20 protein-coding genes and 1 pseudogene are annotated in these 18,350 nt (G+C 66.7%); 2 read left to right on the top strand and 19 right to left on the bottom strand.

Annotated features, from left to right (window positions below; genetic code table 11):
• Positions 1 to 66 precede the first annotated feature (66 nt).
• The 10 genes from CKW34_RS00925 to CKW34_RS00880 form a co-directional block, all read right to left on the bottom strand.
• On the bottom strand, positions 67 to 600 hold the full coding sequence (locus CKW34_RS00925) for an aromatic-ring-hydroxylating dioxygenase subunit beta (RefSeq protein WP_080968222.1): 534 nt from the start codon (positions 598 to 600) through the stop codon (positions 67 to 69).
• Positions 597 to 1,979: an aromatic ring-hydroxylating oxygenase subunit alpha gene (locus CKW34_RS00920; RefSeq protein ID WP_080968221.1), complete on the bottom strand. Its 1,383-nt coding sequence runs from the start codon at positions 1,977 to 1,979 to the stop codon at positions 597 to 599. The genes CKW34_RS00925 and CKW34_RS00920 overlap by 4 nt, the downstream gene beginning before the upstream one ends.
• A 113-nt stretch (positions 1,980 to 2,092) precedes the next feature.
• Positions 2,093 to 3,322 carry an MFS transporter gene (locus tag CKW34_RS00915; RefSeq protein WP_059382106.1) on the bottom strand — a complete coding sequence of 410 codons (1,230 nt, stop codon included), beginning with the start codon at positions 3,320 to 3,322 and terminating at the stop codon, positions 2,093 to 2,095.
• Between the two features lie 223 nt (positions 3,323 to 3,545).
• A complete protein-coding gene (locus CKW34_RS00910) occupies positions 3,546 to 4,565 on the bottom strand; it encodes a TauD/TfdA family dioxygenase (RefSeq protein WP_197700687.1) in 1,020 nt (339 codons plus the stop codon).
• Between the two features lie 47 nt (positions 4,566 to 4,612).
• Positions 4,613 to 5,596: an ABC transporter substrate-binding protein gene (locus tag CKW34_RS00905; protein WP_157742097.1), complete on the bottom strand. Its 984-nt coding sequence runs from the start codon at positions 5,594 to 5,596 to the stop codon at positions 4,613 to 4,615.
• 79 nt (positions 5,597 to 5,675) lie between these two features.
• A complete protein-coding gene (locus CKW34_RS00900) occupies positions 5,676 to 6,494 on the bottom strand; it encodes an ABC transporter ATP-binding protein (RefSeq protein WP_059382103.1) in 819 nt (272 codons plus the stop codon).
• On the bottom strand, positions 6,491 to 7,384 hold the full coding sequence (locus CKW34_RS00895) for an ABC transporter permease (RefSeq protein ID WP_155418940.1): 894 nt from the start codon (positions 7,382 to 7,384) through the stop codon (positions 6,491 to 6,493). Before CKW34_RS00895 ends, CKW34_RS00900 begins: the two co-directional genes overlap by 4 nt.
• Positions 7,369 to 8,127 (bottom strand): ABC transporter permease, encoded by a 759-nt coding sequence (locus CKW34_RS00890; RefSeq protein ID WP_059382101.1) that lies wholly within the window; start codon positions 8,125 to 8,127, stop codon positions 7,369 to 7,371. The genes CKW34_RS00895 and CKW34_RS00890 overlap by 16 nt, the downstream gene beginning before the upstream one ends.
• A gap of 225 nt (positions 8,128 to 8,352) precedes the next feature.
• A complete protein-coding gene (gene serS, locus CKW34_RS00885; protein WP_059382100.1) occupies positions 8,353 to 9,615 on the bottom strand; it encodes a serine--tRNA ligase in 1,263 nt (420 codons plus the stop codon).
• Between the two features lie 11 nt (positions 9,616 to 9,626).
• Positions 9,627 to 10,019: an ankyrin repeat domain-containing protein gene (locus CKW34_RS00880; RefSeq protein WP_059382099.1), complete on the bottom strand. Its 393-nt coding sequence runs from the start codon at positions 10,017 to 10,019 to the stop codon at positions 9,627 to 9,629.
• Positions 10,020 to 10,055: 36 nt separating this feature from the next.
• Here CKW34_RS00880 and CKW34_RS00875 point away from each other — a divergent pair, with 36 nt between their 5' ends.
• Entirely contained in the window at positions 10,056 to 11,114 is a 1,059-nt protein-coding gene (locus tag CKW34_RS00875; protein WP_059382098.1) for a septum formation family protein, read from the top strand.
• A 13-nt stretch (positions 11,115 to 11,127) separates the two neighbouring features.
• On the top strand, positions 11,128 to 11,466 hold the full coding sequence (locus tag CKW34_RS00870; protein ID WP_059382097.1) for a metallopeptidase family protein: 339 nt from the start codon (positions 11,128 to 11,130) through the stop codon (positions 11,464 to 11,466).
• A gap of 27 nt (positions 11,467 to 11,493) precedes the next feature.
• Here the strand turns inward: CKW34_RS00870 and CKW34_RS24415 are convergent, their stop codons facing one another.
• The 9 genes and pseudogenes from CKW34_RS24415 to CKW34_RS00830 form a co-directional block, all read right to left on the bottom strand.
• The gene (locus tag CKW34_RS24415; protein ID WP_016933301.1) at positions 11,494 to 11,655 is read right to left on the bottom strand and encodes a hypothetical protein; all 162 of its coding nucleotides are present in this window, start codon (positions 11,653 to 11,655) and stop codon (positions 11,494 to 11,496) included.
• Between the two features lie 122 nt (positions 11,656 to 11,777).
• Complete coding sequence (locus CKW34_RS00865) at positions 11,778 to 12,065, bottom strand: putative quinol monooxygenase (RefSeq protein WP_059382096.1); 288 nt, start codon at positions 12,063 to 12,065, stop codon at positions 11,778 to 11,780.
• Positions 12,066 to 12,152: 87 nt separating this feature from the next.
• Positions 12,153 to 12,551 carry an NUDIX hydrolase gene (locus CKW34_RS00860; RefSeq protein WP_170318549.1) on the bottom strand — a complete coding sequence of 133 codons (399 nt, stop codon included), beginning with the start codon at positions 12,549 to 12,551 and terminating at the stop codon, positions 12,153 to 12,155.
• Between the two features lie 49 nt (positions 12,552 to 12,600).
• Positions 12,601 to 13,359, bottom strand: coding sequence for an SDR family NAD(P)-dependent oxidoreductase (locus CKW34_RS00855; RefSeq protein WP_059382095.1), 759 nt, complete (start codon positions 13,357 to 13,359; stop codon positions 12,601 to 12,603).
• Between the two features lie 23 nt (positions 13,360 to 13,382).
• Positions 13,383 to 14,540: pseudogene (locus CKW34_RS00850) on the bottom strand (acyl-CoA dehydrogenase family protein).
• Positions 14,541 to 14,548: 8 nt separating this feature from the next.
• On the bottom strand, positions 14,549 to 15,532 hold the full coding sequence (locus CKW34_RS00845; protein WP_059382094.1) for an NAD(P)H-dependent flavin oxidoreductase: 984 nt from the start codon (positions 15,530 to 15,532) through the stop codon (positions 14,549 to 14,551).
• A 38-nt stretch (positions 15,533 to 15,570) separates the two neighbouring features.
• Complete coding sequence (locus CKW34_RS00840) at positions 15,571 to 16,224, bottom strand: TetR/AcrR family transcriptional regulator (RefSeq protein ID WP_059382093.1); 654 nt, start codon at positions 16,222 to 16,224, stop codon at positions 15,571 to 15,573.
• A 30-nt stretch (positions 16,225 to 16,254) separates the two neighbouring features.
• A complete protein-coding gene (locus CKW34_RS00835; protein ID WP_059382092.1) occupies positions 16,255 to 17,016 on the bottom strand; it encodes a 3-hydroxyacyl-CoA dehydrogenase in 762 nt (253 codons plus the stop codon).
• A 46-nt stretch (positions 17,017 to 17,062) separates the two neighbouring features.
• Positions 17,063 to 18,256, bottom strand: coding sequence for a thiolase family protein (locus tag CKW34_RS00830; RefSeq protein ID WP_059382091.1), 1,194 nt, complete (start codon positions 18,254 to 18,256; stop codon positions 17,063 to 17,065).
• Positions 18,257 to 18,350: the final 94 nt, after the last annotated feature.

Raw genomic sequence — 18,350 nt, 5'->3', positions numbered from 1 at the left:
GGAGATGTGTCTCCGGGAACCCCGTTGTCGTCGACGGCCCGTGCGGCCGGGTTCGTGCGGGCGGGATCAGACGATGAAGCTGAGCCGTGCGCCGGGAGCCATCGCCTCGTTGGTCAGGACGGCACGACGGAGCACGAAACGCAGCCCCGAGTCGCCGACCTCCAAGGTGTGGTCGTAGCGACCCGCATAGGTGAAACCGTGTCCGTCGCGGAACCTGTGGATGACGAAGTTGGCTGCGACACGCACGGCGTCACCCGACTGCTCGAGCACTCTCACGTTCCCGACGAGCCGGGTGGTGCGCGAATGCGGGTTCTCCGCGTGTGCCTTCCTGCTCTTGAGACGTTTGACACGCGCCTGGATCAGATCCCAGTCGTCCGCGACGAAATAGCCTGCGGCGTCGGGCCCCAATGCCCATTGATCGGTCGTGGGGACCTGCATCGACGCACCCGGTACGAACAACTCGAGCCACCGATCGAGCTTCCACTCGTCGAGAAGCGCGGCTTCGGCGATGAGGAAGTCCTCCACCTCGGCGCGCGATACGACAGGCGCGCCGGCGTCGGATGACTGTGCAGTTCCGGGAGTCGTTTCCATGAGAGTCATGCCGTGGTTCCTTCCGCATTGCCGGCATCCACGCTTGCGACCGGTCCGATGCGCCTGCTCCAGTGGCGCCAGAAACTGCGCATCGCGCCTTCGTCGACCGAGCGGCCCGAAGGGCCTTCGAGATCGTCGGCCATACCGCGCGACATATCGCTCCAGTCCAGATCACTGTCGCCGAACTCGGCGTAGGCGGAGACGTCCGCCGTCGCGACGATGCCGCGCTGGACGGCCTCGTACGCCTCGATGTCGTCGGGTGTGGCGAGACCACCGGGGCCGACGAAGCTGGCCATCGTCTTCAGACGTAGCGCCCGCACCTCGTCGGGCTCCCCGATCTCGACGAACTGCCATGCCCGCACGTCGGTCTGCCCTGGACCCACAGGTTCGAGTTGCCGGATGGTCAATGCCTCCAGATCGAAGAGCAGCAGATTGGGGAAGACGAAGAGGATCTTGGACGCGTCCGCGACCTGTGCGGCTCGTTCCGTTCCGAGGCGAGCTTCCATCTCCGCCCGCTTCCCGACGATCCGTTCCTTCTCCGTATCTCCGAATCGGGGTTCCCAGACCATGCCGATCCGGCCGTTGTGGCCGGTGAGGACGAGCAGACCGTGTCCGTTACCGAGATCGTGAGCGTGCTGGTCGTGATCGGTGACGGCGAAACCCGTTTCGCGGAGATAGCCGACGAAGGTGTTGTGCGTCGGAGCGAAATGGTAGCCATCCATGGCGTTCTCGACGGCGAGCTTCCAGTTCCCCTTGACGCTGTACTTCTGGACGCCCGGCAGTGTCGTCATGCCCTCCGGGCCGATGGACGCTGTCATCGACATGTAGTCGGCTGCAGCGCCCAGATGGTCGAGCAGGTCGGGAACCTCCTGGGTGAAGGCGACGAAGACGAAGCCCTCGTGGATACCCAGACGCGGAACCCGCCTCAACGACAGCGATTCGACGAATGCACTGTCCTGCGGATAGGCATCCTTGTCCGGAAGCGCGGCGAGTTCACCGGAGTTGCGGAAGGTCCAGGCGTGGTAGAAGCATTGGAAGTTCTTCGCTCTTCCTTCCGGTTCCCGGCAGAGGATCGTCCCACGGTGCGGACACGCATTCAGATAGGCCTGCACGGTACCGTGACTGTCACGGACGAAGATCAGGGGACGTCCACCCAGGCTGCGGGTCTTGAAGTCTCCCGGTTCGGGAATCTCGCTCTCGTGACCGAGGTACAGCCAGGTCCGGCCCCAGATCTTCTCCCGCTCCCGCGCGAAGATCTCCTCGTCCCGGTAGGCGCGCCTGTGGACCCGGAAGGTGAGGGCCTCCCAGTCCTGGACCACGAGGGAATTGCCGACCTCCAATCGGTCGGCGTCCGGGGCCGCACCCACCCCGGGCAGAATTGCAGTCATGAGCGCTCCCAATCACGTTGCTGTTCATTGCAAGATGACATCTCGTACTACGAGATGGTCGTTCAGTCGAGGGGATACCGTCAACACGGGACGAGGGGTTTAACGGACTCGATTCACAGATGTAACCTCGGCCGCGCACCGACACGCAGCAGGACGGCGAGGATCGTCGCCGCCGTCGCTGCCGCCACTCCGGCCACGACGAACGAGAACGGCCAGTCCGCCGATTCGACGACGGCGCCCAGAACAGGCGGGGTGAGGACCATTCCGGCTGCGACAGCGGTGTTCTGGATGCCGAGAACGAGTCCGATACGGCGGGGGTCGGCCGCCTCCCCCACCGCGGTGAAGGCCAACCCGTTCCAGCTGACCCCGGCCAGGCCGGCGATCATCAGGATCGGGACCACTATCGGCCCGCCGAGCCATGCCCCCACCGCGAGCACGGCGAACAGCGCACTCGTCACCGCGGAGACGACCATCAGAGGAGGCAGACGACGGCCGGAACGATCCGACCATGCACCCAGGCCGATCCTCAGTGCACCACCGCCGAACTGCACCAGCGCGAGCAGCGCGGCCGCTGTAGCGGGATCCATCGCATGCTCGTCGACGAGGTAGACGACCATGAAGGAGACGACAGCGAGCTGCGGCACCACGAGCAGTAGCGACACAGCACACAACCAGGCCACGGAGCGGGTCCCACCGGGATCGGCGGACAGCCCGGACCGCGCGACCGCCGTCTCGTGCACCCGGGGTTCCCTGATGAACACCACAGCCGCTACCGCACCCGTGAGTACCGCCACCGCTGCGGCGAGGAACGCACCACCGAGTCCCCAGGCGCGTTCCGCTGCAGGAAGCCCGAGCGCGGCGAGGCCGGCACCGACGGGTATCGCCGTCTGCCTCGCCCCCATCGCCAGGCCGCGCTCCCCCTGCGAGAACCACATCAGTACCGCTCTGCCACTGGCCGCGTTGACGCTCGCACAGGCAGCTCCCGCCGCCACCAGAGCGACGCACAGTCCCACGACGCTCGGCGCGGCAGCCGCGGCGACGAGTGCACCACCCGTCGCGACGAGCCCGAGCGTCATGACCAGTCGCTCACCGATCCGATCCGCGAGCGCACCCCACGGCACCAGGGCGATGAGCAGACCGACGGTGCTCGCCGCGAGCACCATGCCGAGTTGTGCCAACGACAAACCGAATCGCGCACGCAGGGCCGGAGCGAGACTCGGCATGCCCTGGAGCACCGTCGCTGCCGACGCCTGAGCGAAGACTCCGGTGGCGAGAACGACCCAGCGGTACCGCGGGAGTTCCGGATCGGAGGAAGAAGAGGACTGCAGATCGACCTGCACCATAGATCGATATTGGTATGCGGGACAGCATCATGTCAATCGTGACGGTGGGTCGTCTTCCAGAGTTAACCTGGCCGCCACGGCGATAGACCGACGTCGAAAGTTGGATTGCACCAACGGATTCGATACCGCCTGCACGCAGAAACGTCCGGCGTCGCGATACCGGATCCTGTGGTACCGCGACGCCGGACGTCGCTCGATCGTCGAACACTCTCGCAAGAGAGGTCTACAGCCCCCAGTCGTGCCGCTGGATGGACGCGGAGTGGATGCTGAACTTGCCGGTCACCTCGTCGTCGGGCTCGACATGATGCCTCGCGCGGACGACGTGTCGTCCGAAGCCTTCCGGAACGGGACGACCGGATTTGCGCTGCAACCACAACCGCATGAGATGGCGGCGACGGTCAGGCTCCGGGAAATCGACGAAATCCGTACGGGCATGCAGCGCCGAGTAGTTGAGCAACCACTGGATGTCGCCCTGCCGAAAGTCCATGTGCAGAGCGATTCCGGGACGGGCCGCGATGTCCTCGAGCAGTTCGAGCAGTTCGATCTGTTCCGGCGTCAGCCGGGGGACCTCGGGATAGTCCTGGGCGGTGTAGAGGATCCGGTTGCCCCCGTAGAAACTGAAGACACCGTCCTCGTAGGCGCACATCGGCGAATCGTAGACGGGAGCGGGAGCATCGTGGTCCTGCTTGTACCAGTCCCAGTACCACTTCTCGAACATCAGTGGCGCCAGATCCGGTCGCTCCCTGAGCACTTCGTTGTAGATGGTCATTCCGCTGACCAGACTGCTTGCACCCCCCTCCATCGACGGATGCAGGCACATCAGAGCGACGACATCCGACGAGTCCGAGTGGTAGCCGAGCCGACTGCGAATGCGTGAACTCAGCGAGGTCGGATCGTCCTGCGTCTTGTTCGAGGTCGCCCGGATGTGGTCGATCAGATCTCCGAGTTGGTTCTGGCGCATCGGAGTTCCCAGGTACAATCCGAGCAGAAAATAGATCGAGGCCGACAGGGCATGCGAATACTCCTGGACCCGCAGACCGCGCGCCAGCAGGAAGCCTCGCCCGTGATCGAGCTCGTTCCCCCACGCGGCGATGGTCTCGGAGCAGACCGGTAGCGGGTAATCCTCGCGGGAGACGAATCTGAGATCTGGATCGTCACGGAGGAAACGCTTTCCGACGGTCTCCAGTTCGTCGAGTTCCTCCTCCGTGAAGTGATGGATCCAGGTTTCGGTCTGCCCAAGCACGTCACCTCTCCATGCTGCGGGACCCTCGACGGGACTCAGAACGTGACTCACTGCCGAACTCCTTCCGGTACGAAACTGTCGAGGTCGATCTCCGTGAGCGAGTCACGGGCGACGAGCAGGGATACGAGGGATTCGAAGGACGCGATGTCGACCCGGCCGGCGAACTCCGGTTCGGGCGTTTGTGCGAGCGTTTCGGGTGTGGACTTGCAGAACTCCGCGGTGTACGCCCACCGTTGTTCGTCGTTCGCCTGGTCGTTCGCGAGGTCCGCGAGCTCCGTCATCGCGTCGGCGAAGGACGCCAGGGTGTCGGCGTTCGCGTCCGTGAAGGCCCCCGTCGAGGCATAGACGGTGGTGGGGATGCTGCCGATTCCGTCGAAGAAGGGGTTACCGAGCGACACGGTGGTGCCGTCCGATTCGCCGGCCACCGCCTGCGCTGCCGTCACCTGCGCACCGTCGACGGAGCCCGCGACCACACCGGGCAGCAGGTCGGGGAAAGGCAGGGCGACGAACTCGGCGGTCGACGCCTCCCCGGCATCCGCTTCGATCCACGCCTGTGTGAGGATGTGCCCCAGTCCGCCGATCTGGTTGACGCCGACCTTCTTCCCCTGGAGCTGCTTCGGCTCGGTGACCCCGGCCCCTGCGGGAACCACGACGGCGTTCGCGTCGTCGGTGGACTGATCGCCACCCGATGCCACGACGAGATCGATCCCCTGCGCCACTGCCTGCATGGCGCTGTACGAGTTCACGAAGGCGATATCGACCTCACCGGCCTGCAGAGCGGAGATTCCGGCGGCGCCGCTCTGGACGTTGATCAGTTCGAGATCGATCCCATGGTCGGCGAACACTCCCTCTTCGACACCCCAAGGCAGAGCCTCGTTGCAGAGTCCGAGAGTGGTGACGCGCAGAGGCACGAGGCCGTTCTCCGCGGCCTCGACGACCGCTGCGTCCGAGTTGCTCGAACATCCGGTCAGTACCGCGGCGCAGACGGATAGCGCGGCGGTACCCGCGAGCAGGTGGGGGCGGATGTGCATATGGTTCTCCTGTTCGAGGAAATGCAGAAGCGATACGGTCGGCGGCGACATCGACGGCCGACCGGAGCGATTCGCGACGTCAGATGTCGGCTCTCGGCCTCATCACCATGCGGAACACCTCGCTGCGCAGCTCTGCGAAGCGGGTCAGCTGTTTGGTCTCCACCTGGTCGCGTTCGGACGGAAGGTCCACGACGATGTCCGCGACGATACGACCGGGGTTCGCCGCCAGGACGACGACACGGTCGCCGATGTAGACGGCCTCGTCGATGTCATGGGTGACGAAGGCGACGGCCATGCCGTACTCGTCCCGCAGCTGCAGCACCAGGTCCTCGAGATCCGCCCGTGTCTGGGCGTCGACGGCGGCGAAGGGCTCGTCCATGAGCATGACCTTCGGTTCCACCACGAGCGCCCGGGCGATCGCAACACGCTGCTGCATGCCACCGGACATCTGCCAGGGATACATGTCGGCCGTACCGGGGAGACCCACGGCCTTCAACGCATGATCGATCCGATTGTCGGTCTCCGCACGGGAGAGACCGTAGGCGTAGGTGGCGGCCCTGAGGTTCTTGCGCACGGTCATCCAAGGGAACAGAGATCGGCTGTAGTCCTGGAAGACGACGGCCAGTCCCATCGGCGGGCCGTCGATCTCCTTGTCGTTCACCAGGACGGAACCGTCGGTCGGCGCGAGCAGTCCGGCCACCATCATGAGGAGTGTGGACTTGCCGCAGCCCGAGGGCCCCACGATGGAGACGAGCTCGTTCTCGTGCAGCACCAGCGAGGTCGGTTCGAGGATGAGCTTGCGGGCCTCCCCCTCACCGTACGACTTCGTGAGGTTGATCGCCTCGAGCGCAATGCCGCGGTGTCCGGTCGGATCGATCCGTGTTTCGAGTTCGATCATTGTTCTTTCAACCCTTCTCGTCTCTGCCAGTGCAGAATTCGGCGCTCGACCACAGCGAACGCGGCATTCGTAGCGAGTCCGATCACGGCGATCAGGACGAAGGCCGACCACATGCGTGTGTACTGGAAGGTCTGCTGGCTCAGCTGCACCTCGTACCCGAGTCCTGCTGTGGTGGCGAAGAATTCGGAGACAATCATGAGGATCAATCCGATGCCGATACTGACTCGCAGGCCGGCCGTGATGCGCGGAAGTGCCGCAGGGATGACGACCTTCGAGTACAACTGCACCCCACCGAGATGGAGACTCCGAGCGCTGCGTAGATACGAACTGTCCACCGTGGACACACCATCGGCCGTGTTGACGATGATCAGCCACACCGTTCCGAAGGCGATCATGAAGATGTTCATGGCGTCCGTGACCCCGAATACCTTCACCGCGATCGGGATGAGGATCGCGTTCGGGACGGCGAGCCAGAATCGGACCACGGGGCCGTACATCCGAGCGGCGACCGTGCTGCGCGCGAGGAGTACACCCACGGCGATTCCGATCACGGCCGCGAGCACCCAGCCGGCGGCGAGACGCTTCAGGCTGACCATCGCTGTGGCGTAGAAGTGCTCCGAGAGGAAGGCCGTCGACGGAGTCGGTGCGAGCCAGTCGTCGACGAACTGTTCGGCGATTCGGGACGGAGGCGGGAAGAACACATTCGAACTCGCCTGTGCCACGAGCTCCCACAGGATCAGAACCAGTGCGAGGAGCCAGAATCGGGCGAGCGAGTTCACCGCGCGCCGGATCCGCACGGCCGGAAAGCGTGGCCGTGTCCTGGACATGTTCGCGTCCCGGGCATCGGTCGCGCCGCGGACGATGGCGACGTCGGTCACTGATACACCCACGTCAGGGCCTTCCTTTCGATGTGGGTCACCGCCGAGTAGAGAGCGACACCGAGTACTCCGACGATCAACGTCCCCGCGAACATGATGTCCGTGCGGAGGGCCTGTTGGTACTGGACGAGCAACGTCCCCACCCCGGATTTCGCACCGAGCAGCTCGGTACTGAGAACCACGACGAGCGTTGTGCCCGAGGCGATACGGATCCCGGTGACGATGGAGGGCAGCGCACTCGGCAGGGTGACGAGCATCCGGGTCCGCATCCAACTCCACCGCATCGAACGAGCGGCGTCCAGGCGCATCGGCTCGACGGTGGCGACGCCGTACACCGTGTTGATCAGCACGATCCAGAAGGTGGCGAACCCGGCGACCGCGACCTTCATCTCGATTCCGAGGCCGAAGAGAAGGATGGCGATCGGAATGAGAGCGGTGGCGGGGATGGACCGGAATGCGTCCACCACGATCATCGCGGGTGCCGAGAGCCGGCGAACGGTGCCGATCACGGTTCCACAGACGATCGCGGCGAGGGACGCGAGGACGAGTGCCGCGAACCACGACCAGATCGTGTCGGCGAGGCCGGTCAGGAACTCGGAATCGGTGACGAGCCCGGGGATCCGGGATGCCACTTCCCACGGATAGGGAACGGAGTCGCGGGACACGAAACCGCTTGCCACAGCGAGAGCCCAGGCGACGAGAAGGGTTCCGGTGCCGGCGACGGCGAGAAGCATCGATACCGATCGTGTGCGCATCCGACTCCGTCCGATCGATCCTGATTGGTCGATTCGAAGCTAAGACGGCAGCTGGCGATCTGCAATGCGTGACACTATCTCGTAATACGAGAGGGGACTTGTTTTCGCGTCCGAAACAAAAACGAGGACCCGCGGAGTCGCGGGTCCTTCGCAAGAGGGGTCGGCGTACGAGTACGGCTCCCCGCCACAGCCGGCGTGACGGGGAGCCGTTCTACGACGCGGAGATCAACCGGCGGGTTCGAGCACCTCGCGTCCCACGAACGGGACGAGAGCCTCGGGCACCTTCACCGAACCGTCGGCCTGCTGGTGGTTCTCGAGCAGCGCCACGAGCCAGCGGGTGGTCGCGAGCGTGCCGTTGAGGGTCGCGGCGGTCTGCGGCTTGCCGTTCTCGTCGCGGTACCGGATGTTGAGGCGACGCGCCTGGAAGGTCGTGCAGTTCGACGTCGATGTGAGCTCGCGGTAGCGCTCCTGCGTGGGCACCCAGGCCTCGCAGTCGAACTTGCGGGACGCCGACGACCCGAGATCGCCGGCCGCGACGTCGATGACGCGGTACGGCACGTCGATGGCGGCGAGCATGTCGCGCTCCCAGGCCAGCAGACGCTCGTGCTCCGCCGCGGCCTCCTCGGGGCGGCAGTAGACGAACATCTCGACCTTGTCGAACTGGTGCACGCGGATGATGCCGCGGGTGTCCTTGCCGTAGCTGCCCGCCTCGCGACGGAAGCACGACGACCAGCCTGCGTAGCGCTTCGGGCCCTTCGACAGGTCGAGGATCTCGCCCGAGTGGTAGCCCGCGAGCGGCACCTCGGAGGTGCCCACAAGGTAGAGGTCGTCCTCCTCGAGCCGGTACACCTCGTCGGCGTGCTGGCCGAGGAAGCCGGTGCCCTGCATCACCTCGGGACGCACGAGCACGGGCGGGATCATCATGGTGAACCCGTTCGCGGTGGCCTTCTGGGCGGCCAGCTGCAGCAGGCCCAGCTGGAGCAGCGCGCCGTAGCCGGTGAGGAAGTAGAACCGGGCACCGGAGACCTTGGCGCCGCGCTCCATGTCGATGAGCCCGAGCGACTCGCCGAGCGCGAGGTGGTCCTTGGGTTCGAAGTCGAAGGTGGGCAGCTCGCCGACGGTCTCGAGCGTGACGAAGTCGTCCTCGCCGCCGGCGGGCACGCCGTCCTGCACGACGTTGGAGATCGCGAGGTGCGCGCGATCGAAGGCCTCCTGCGCGGCGTGCTGCTCGGCCTCGAGTTCCTTGACCTTCGCGGCCAGCTCCTTGGCGCCGTCGAGCAGCGCGGGGCGCTCCTCGGGGGACGCCTTGCCGACCTTCTTGCCCAGGGCCTTCTGCTCGGCGCGTGCGTTGTCGCCGGCGAGGACAGCGGCGCGACGGGAGGCGTCGGCCTCGAGCAGCACGTCGACGAGGCCCGGGTCCTCTCCCCGCATGCGCTGCGACTCGCGGACGGCGTCGGGATTCTCGCGGAGGAACTTGAGGTCGATCACGGAATCGAAGCCTACCGCTGCCAGAGTTCCAGGTAGTCGTCGCGCCCGAACATCTTCGCTGTGTCCTCCGCGGTGGGGTGCCCGTGACGCGGGTCGGCACCGGCCTCGGCGAGTGCCCGCACGACCGCCTCGACGCCCTTGAAGACCGCCCCCGCGAGAGGTGACTGGCCGCGGTCGTTGAGCCGGTTCACGTCGGCTCCCCGCTCGACCAGGGCCTGTACGGCCTCGGCATGACCGTGGTAGGACGCCAGCATGAGCAGCGTGTCGCCGGTCTCGTTGGTGAGGTTCACCGGTACCCCGGCATCGACGTACGCGGTGAGGGTCTCGACGTCTCCCCGGCGGGCGGCGTCGAAGGTCTGCTTGGCGATCTCGAGAATCTCGGGATCGATCGGGTCGTCGGCCATGAGCCGAAACTACCTGCGTCCACTCGAACAGGCATGATGGAAGTGATGGCCGAAGACAACAAGCCCAAGCCCGACCGGCGCCCGCCCTCGGCGCGGTTGACCCGACGCGCCCTCGTGCTCGTCGCAGCCGGTGCCGTCCTGGCGGCGATCGCGACGTTCGTCGTCGCGGGGTTCCAGGGCGCCGACGGTGGGGACGACAGCGCCGGCGCCGGCATCAGCACGACCGGCGCGGTCGCGGGGGAAGCGTTCGGTACCGCCACCGCCGGCGACTGCCTGACCTGGAGTGCTCTCGACGCGAGCGACCTCGCGAAGGTCGACTGCGCCGAGACGCATCTGTTCGAGGTGGTCGCCGACATCGACCTGAGCCTGTATCCCGGCACCGAATGGGGACCGGGATCGCGCTTCCCGTCGGTCACGCGTTTCACCGAGCTGCGCGACGAGCAGTGCGCACCCGCCGCGATGGACTATCTCGACGGCCGGTTCGACCCGCACGGCAAGTTCAGCATCGGCCTCATCAACCCCGGCGAGGCGGGCTGGGCGGCCGGCGAACGCACGCTGCGGTGCGGTCTGCAGTTCTCGTCGACCACCGGCAACCTGCTGCCCATCAAGGGCCGGGTCGCCGATCAGGACCAGTCGCGGGCCTGGGACGTCGGTGTCTGCATCGGCATCAACAACGGTGTCCCTGCCGACCCGGTGGAGTGTTCCAAGCCGCACGCCTTCGAGGTCGTCGCGGTCGTCGACCTCGGTGGGCAGTTCCCCGGCGGCCTGCCGAGCATCGAGGACCAGGACGGCTATCTCGAGGAGACCTGCACGCGCCTGGTCAACGAGTACCTCGGCGACCCCGAGGCTCTGCGCAACAAGACCCTCACACTGTTCTGGGACAACCTCGACTACGACAGCTGGCTCGCCGGCAGCCGCAAGGTGAACTGCTCGATCGGCAAGCAGGTCGAGGGTGGCGGCTTCTCGTCGATCACCGGCAGCGCCAAGGGCGACATCCTCATCGACGGCCAGCCGCCCGTGCCGCCGCCGCCCGTGCCGGAAGGCCGGTCGCTGCCGACGCCGCTGCCGGGCGCAGTTCCCCTGCCGGGGTCGTGACGTGCCGGTACACATGGAGGACGAGCACTTCGAGGAGCTCGTCTCGGAAGCACTCGACGAGATCCCCCGCGAACTCGCGCGGGCGATCGACAATGTCGTGGTCCTCGTCGAGCCGCGCCACGACGAAGAACCGGATCTGCTGGGTCTGTATCAGGGCGTCGCGCTGACCGAGCGCGACAGCCACTACGCGGGATCGCTACCGGACACGATCACGATCTACCGCGACGCGATCCTCGACATCTGCGAGGACGACGACGACGTCGTGCACGAGGTGCTCGTCACCGTCGTCCACGAGATCGCGCACTATTTCGGAATCGACGAAGAGCGCCTCCACCAGCTGGGCTGGGGCTGAGGCGCTCTTCGCGATCGGTACCGGGTGCTACTTGTTGCGGGCCGCGGTCGCCTTGTCGAGGCGAGGTCCCTTGGCCTTGCGCTGACCGAAGTGCGGGCTGAGCGTCGAAACGACGAACATGATGACGGTTCCGACAGCGACGACGGCCACGGTGAGCCACACGACGATGACGCCGAAGAGTTCCAACATGCCCGGTTACCTCCACAGTCGATGTCACTTCGAGGCAAACGGCACACGTCCGCCCCGGGGGTCACCCTACCGCCCGCGTTCCGCCGGGTGACGACCGACTCCGCCCGCGCTCCGGTGGGGACTCAGAGGGTGGTGAAGTGCTCGAGCTTCGGCGCTCCCGCAAGGAGGGGTCCGAGGTCGGTGATGGCGCCCTCGCCGGCGCGGAACTTGCGGTAGGCGGCGTCGTGCTCGGCCGAGCGCCACTTCTCCACGACCACCCAGCGGGCCTCGTTCTTCTGATCCACGAGGATCTCGATGCCGTCGCATCCGTCGAACTGTCGCGTCTCGTCGAGCACGCGGGTCATGACCTTCTTCGCGTCGTCGAGGGAGTCGGCCTTGAATTCGAGTTCGAGCAGAGCGGTGAGCGCCATGGGAGACCTTCCGTGATGTGCGATGTGACTGCCCTCACCACATTTCCCCATGGGTGAGAACTGCGCAATACCTCTGTGGAAACAGGATTATCGGGAGGCCGACGCGAGAGCGGGAAGGACGTGGTGCTCGAGCAGCGGCGCGAGATCGTCGGGCAGCGGTAGGGCCGCCGGGTCGAGCCAGCGCGTCTCCGCGATCTCCGCGGCGGCACCGGCGACCTCCACGAGCGGGTGTTCGTAGACGGTTCCTTCGAGCCGGTAGCCGGGCTCGTTGGCGGCCTCGGCGTCGAAGACCCCGACGAGACGCAGCGACGACAGATCCAGTTCGGCACCCAGTTCCTCGGCGCACTCGCGCACGGCAGTCTCGGCCGGGGTCTCCCCCGGATCCGGCTTGCCTCCGGGCAGCATGAACCGCGACGTGTTCCGCTTCCGCACGGTGAGCACCTCACCGGCGGCGTTGCGGAGAACGACGGCGCTCACTCTGATCACACGGTCACGAATCGCGGGGTGCTGGTTCACCGGACCATCCTAGGACCGGTCAGAACATGCTGTAGCCACCGTCGATGAGCGTCGTGCTGCCGGTCTGGAAGGACGACGCATCGCTCGCGAGATAGACGGCGATGCCTTCGAAATCCTCCGGGGTGCCCCACCGGCCGAGCGGCACGCGACCGATGACGTTCGAGTTGAAGACGTCGGATTCCTGCAGCGGACCGGTCATGTCGGTGGCGATCCAGCCCGGCAGCACGCTGTTGACCCGGATCCGGTGACGCGCGAACTCGACGGCACAGCCGTTCGCGAGCGCGAGCACCGCGGCCTTGCTCGCCGCGTACGGCTGGTTGCGTCCGGCGCCCTGCAGCGCACCGAGGCTCGACGTGACGATCATCGAACCCCCGGTGCCCTGCTCGACGAGCACACGCGAGGTCTCCCGCATCGTGAAGAACGCGCCGTCGACGTTCGTCGCCATGACGGCGCGGTACCGCTCGGTCGTCGACTCGTGGAACTTCTGCAGCGACGACCCGATGCCGGCGTTGACCACCACGATGTCGAGCCCACCGAAGTCGTCGACGAGCGCCGCGACACCGTCGGTCACGGCCTGCTCGTCGGAGACGTCGACCGCGCGGGTTGCCACGCGGCCGGCGAACCTCCCGATGTCGGCCGCGGCCTTCGCGAGCTTGTCCTCGCTCCGGCCCCACAGGGTGACGTCGGCGCCGGCACGGGCGAGGCCCCGGGCCATACCGAGACCGATCCCCGCGGAACCACCCGTGACGAGAGCGCGCCTGCCTGTGAGGTCGAACATCGAATCCCTCTTCCCTGAAACGATTACGCGTACCCGGCGGCGATGTCGCGGCCGATGATCTCCTTCATGATCTCGGTGGTGCCACCGTAGATCGTCTGGATGCGCGAATCGACGTAGGCGCGCCCGATCGGGTACTCCATCATGTAGCCGTACCCGCCGTGCAGCTGCACGCAGCGGTCGACGACGCGCTTCTGCAGTTCGGTCGCCCACCACTTGGCCTTCGACGCATCCACAGGGGTGAGCTCCCCCGCGTTGAGCGCGAGTACGCACCGATCGACATGCGACTCGGTGATCTCGATCTCGGTGAGCATCTCGGCGAGCGCGAACCGGGTGTTCTGCAGGTCGCCGATGGGCTTGCCGAACGCCTTGCGCTCGAAGACGTACTGCACGGTCCACTCGTAGGCGGCCCGCGCCGAGGTGATCGCGCTGACGGCGATACCGATGCGTTCGAGGGGCAGGTTCTCCATCAGATGCACGAAGCCGCGACCCTCGGTGCCGAGGAGGTTCCCGGCGGGGACGCGGGCGTCCTCGAAGACGAGCTCGGCGGTGTCCTGCGCAGCGAGACCGACCTTGTGGAGTTTGCGCCCCCTGCTGAAACCGGGGGTGTCGCGCTCGACGACGATGAGCGAGAAGCCCTTCGACCCCGCGCTCGGATCGGTGCGGCACACCACGATGACGAGATCGGAGTGGATTCCGTTGGTGATGAAAGTCTTCTGTCCGTTGATCACTCACTCGTCACCGTCGCGCACGGCGGTGGTCTTCACGCCCTGCAGGTCGGATCCGGCGCCCGGCTCGGTCATGGCGATCGCGCCGATTCGTTCGCCGGTGGCGAGTGCCGGCAGCCAGCGCGCCTTCTGCTCCTCGGTGCCGAGGTGGAGGATGTACGGGATCGCGATGTCGTCCTGCAGTGCGAGTCCCGCACCGAAGGAGGTCGTACCGGTCCGCGCGATCTCCTCCTGCACGATGTGCCGGAAGCGGTAGTCGGTCACGCCCGAACCGCCGAACTCCTCGGGCACGCCGAGGCCGACGATGCCGGATTTGCCCGCGGCGATCCACGCCGACCGGTCGACGAGGCGCTCCTCCTCCCACCGTTCGTAGTTCGGTTCGATCTCGCGGGCGAGGAACTCGCGCACGGTCTCCCGGTACGCCTCGTGGTCGTCGTCGAAGTGGGTGCGTTTCATGGCTTCTCCTAGGCGTTCACGCGGGACATCATGCCGCTCAGACGCTCCGCGATGAGGCTCTCGGCGTCGGCGACGATGCGCTCGACCAATTCCCCCGCGGTGGGGATGTCGTGGATGATCCCCTGGACGGTGCCGACGGTCCAGATGCCGGCCTCGGGATCACCGTTCTCGTAGACGAGGCGACCCCGGGCGCCGGCGACGAGTTCGCGCACGTCCTCGAACTTCCCTCCGCGGTCGAGGATCTCGACGACCTCGCGGCTGACGGTGTTGCTCGCGACACGAGCGGTGTTGCGCAGCGGACGGAAGATGAGTTCGGTGTCGGTCTCGTTCGCCGCGACGATGGCTTCCTTGATGGTGCGGTGGATCGGCGATTCCTCGGTGCACATGAAGCGGGTGCCCATGTTGATGCCGTCGGCGCCGAGCGCGAGGGCCGCGACGAGACCGCGGCCGTCACCGAAACCGCCGGACGCGATCATCGGGATGGTGATCTTCTCGGCCGCGGCGGCGATGAGCACGAGGCCGGGGACGTCGTCCTCACCGGGGTGCCCGGCGCATTCGAAGCCGTCGATGCTGATGCCGTCGACACCGATGTCCTGCGCCTTGACGGCGTGCCGGACGCTGGTGCACTTGTGCAGCACCTTGATCCCGGCGGCGTGGAAGTCGGGCAGGTGCGGTGCGGGATTCGATCCGGCCGTCTCGACGATCTTCACGCCCGAGTCGATGATGACCTGGCGGTACTCCTCGTAGGGCGGCGGGTCGATCGCCGGCAGGATCGTGAGGTTGACGCCGAACGGCTGGTCGGTGAGTTCGCGGGTGCGGGCGATCTCCTTCGCGAGGTCCTCGGGCGTCGGCTGCGTCAGAGCGGTGATCATGCCGAGCGCGCCGGCGTTGGCGACCGCAGCGACGAGTTCGGCGCGGCCGACCCACTGCATCCCTCCCTGCACGATGGGATGTCGGACGCCGAAGGTTTCGGTGAAAGCGGTGGTCAGCACGACATGAGCTCCTTGCGTGGAGGTGTTTCGAACGACTCTCAGGCGGTCGGGTGATGGCCCACGACCCGCAGCGCGATCACGATGTACCGCTGCGCGACCTGAGCGGGCGTGAGGGGACCGTCGAGCTGGTACCAGCGGACGATGGACTGGAACATCCCGAGGAGAGCGCGCACGGCCTCATCGACGTCGTCGACGTCGAACACCTGCTGTTCGACGCCTTCGCGCACCAGGTCGAGCATCATCAGCTCGAGGCGCTTGCGGGTCGCGGCGTAGGTCCGGCGGTTCTCCGGGGAGATGTGGCGCACTTCGGAATCCAGGCCCGAACGCTGTGCGCGGTGGGTCATGTTCAGCACGATCGCCTCGACGGCGTTGACGAAGCGGGCGACCGGATCGTCGCCGCCGTCCGCGACCGCCGCCGAGACACGGTCGATGAGGTCGAGGACGGCGGCGTCGAGCAGCGTGACGAGAACGGCTTCCTTGTTCTCGTAGTGGTAGTACAGCGCTGGCACCGTCACGCCGACCCGGCGGGCCAGGTCGCGCACGGTGGTGCCGTGGAAGCCGTTCTCGCTGAACGCTTCCAGGGCATGTTCGAGGATGGGGTCGAGCCCCAGAGGCTGGAACTCCCGCCAGTTCGCGGACTGCACGTCCGCGCGCGGCGTGTCGGATTCCTCGGCCTCGTGTGCCGGGGTCATCGACCCCCTCCTCTCACAGTCGGTGCTCGGTCAGCGCGGAGCCATGCGGATCGCGCCGTCGAGGCGGATGACCTCGCCGTTGAGCATCGGGTTGGAGACGATGTGTGCGGCGAGGGCGCCGTACTCGGACGGATCGCCGAGGCGGGCCGGGTGCGGAACCTGCGCGCCGAGCGATGCCTGGGCCTCTTCCGGCAGCGTGCCGAGCAGCGGGGTCTTGAACAGGCCCGGCGCGATGGTGACGACGCGGATGAGCAGCGACGCGAGGTCGCGGGCGATCGGCAGGGTCATGCCGACGACGCCACCCTTGGACGCCGAGTAGGCGGCCTGGCCGATCTGTCCGTCGAAGGCTGCGACGGAAGCGGTGTTGATGATGACGCCACGCTCGCCGTCGACCGGCTCGGTCCTGGCGATGCGCTCGGCGGCGAGACGGATGACGTTGAACGTGCCGAAGAGGTTGACGTCGACGACCTTCTTGAACGCGTCGAGCGGGAAGGCACCCTTCTTGCTCACGGTCTTGATCGCGTTGCCGATGCCGGCGCAGTTCACCGCGACGCGCAGCGGGCCGAGCGACTCGGCCACGTCGAGGGCCTCGGTGACGGCAGCCTCGTCGGTGACGTCGGCGGCGACGAAGCGGACGCGGTCGCCGAGCTCCTTGGCGATGGTCTCACCGTTGGACGACGGCAGATCGATGATGACGATCTGCGCGCCGTCGTTCAGCAGGGCCTTGACGGTGGCGAGACCGAGGCCGGAGGCACCACCGGTGACGACGGCGACGCTGTCGTTGACGATCATTGATTACCCTTTCGAGAGTTGTTGCGGTTCGGAATTTCTCAGGACTTCAGAGACGTTCGATGACGGTGGCGTTGGCCATGCCCGCGCCCTCGCACATCGTCTGCAGGCCGTAGCGACCACCGGTGGCCTCGAGGTGGTTGACGAGGGTCGACAGCAGTCGGGTGCCCGACGAGCCGAGCGCGTGACCGAGCGCGATCGCGCCGCCCCACGGGTTGAGCTTGGCCGGGTCGGCACCGAGTTCGTGGGCCCAGGCGAGCGGCACGGGCGCGAACGCCTCGTTGACCTCGTAGGCGTCGATGTCGTCGATGCCCAGACCGGCGCGGGCGAGGACCTTCTGCGTGGCCGGGATCGGGGCGGTGAGCATGAAGACCGGGTCGTCGCCGGCGACGGAGAACGAGTGGAAGCGGGCGCGCGGGGTCAGGCCCAGCTTGTTCGCCATCTCCTCGCTCATGATGAGCGCGGCCGACGCACCGTCGGTGAGCGGCGAGGAGTTGCCGGGGGTGATGACCCACTGCGCCTCGGGGAACCGGGCCGCGTACTCCTCGGTGTAGAAGGACGGCTTCAGACCGGCGAGGCCCTCGGCGGTGGTGGAGGCACGCAGCGTCTCGTCGACGGTGTGCTGCACCTGCTCGCCCGCGGCGTTCTCGACGGTGATCGGGACGATCTCCTTGTCGAAGTATCCGGCCTCGTAGGCCGCGGCAGCACGCTGGTGCGACTGCGCGGAGTAGGCGTCGAGGGCGTCGCGGTCGAACTTCCACTTCGCGGCGATGAGCTCGGCCGAGATGCCCTGGTTGACCAGGCCCTCGGGATAACGGGCGCGCACGCTCGGGCCGTGGGTGTCCTTGCCGAGGGTGGCGGTGCCCATCGGGATGCGGCTCATCGACTCGACACCGCACGCGATGACCATGTCGTAGGCCCCGGCGATGACGCCCTGCGCGGCGAAGTGCGCGGCCTGCTGGCTCGACCCGCACTGGCGGTCGATGGTGGTCGCGGGCACCGACTCGGGGAAGCCTGCGGCGAGGAGCGCGGTGCGTGAGATGTTGAGGGACTGCTCGCCGACCTGGGCGACGCAGCCGCCGATCACGTCGTCGACCTGCGCGGGGTCGATGCCGTTGCGCTCGACGAGCGAGCGCAGGACGTGGGCGAGCAGTTCGACGGGGTGGGTGCCGGACAGGGCGCCGCCCGGCTTGCCCTTACCGACAGCGGTACGGACGACGTCGACGATGACAGCGTTGGTCATGACGATCCTTTCGAAAGTGCAGCGTGCGGGCCGGAGACGTTCCCAGCGGCGTACTTATCGATCGCTAAAGCTCTACCACGGACTTAACGCTCGG

It is taken from the genome of Rhodococcus rhodochrous (assembly GCF_900187265.1).
Taxonomy (GTDB): domain Bacteria; phylum Actinomycetota; class Actinomycetes; order Mycobacteriales; family Mycobacteriaceae; genus Rhodococcus; species Rhodococcus rhodochrous.
Note: the sequence above shows the minus strand (reverse complement) of the source record. Positions and strands in the feature narration are given on the sequence as shown.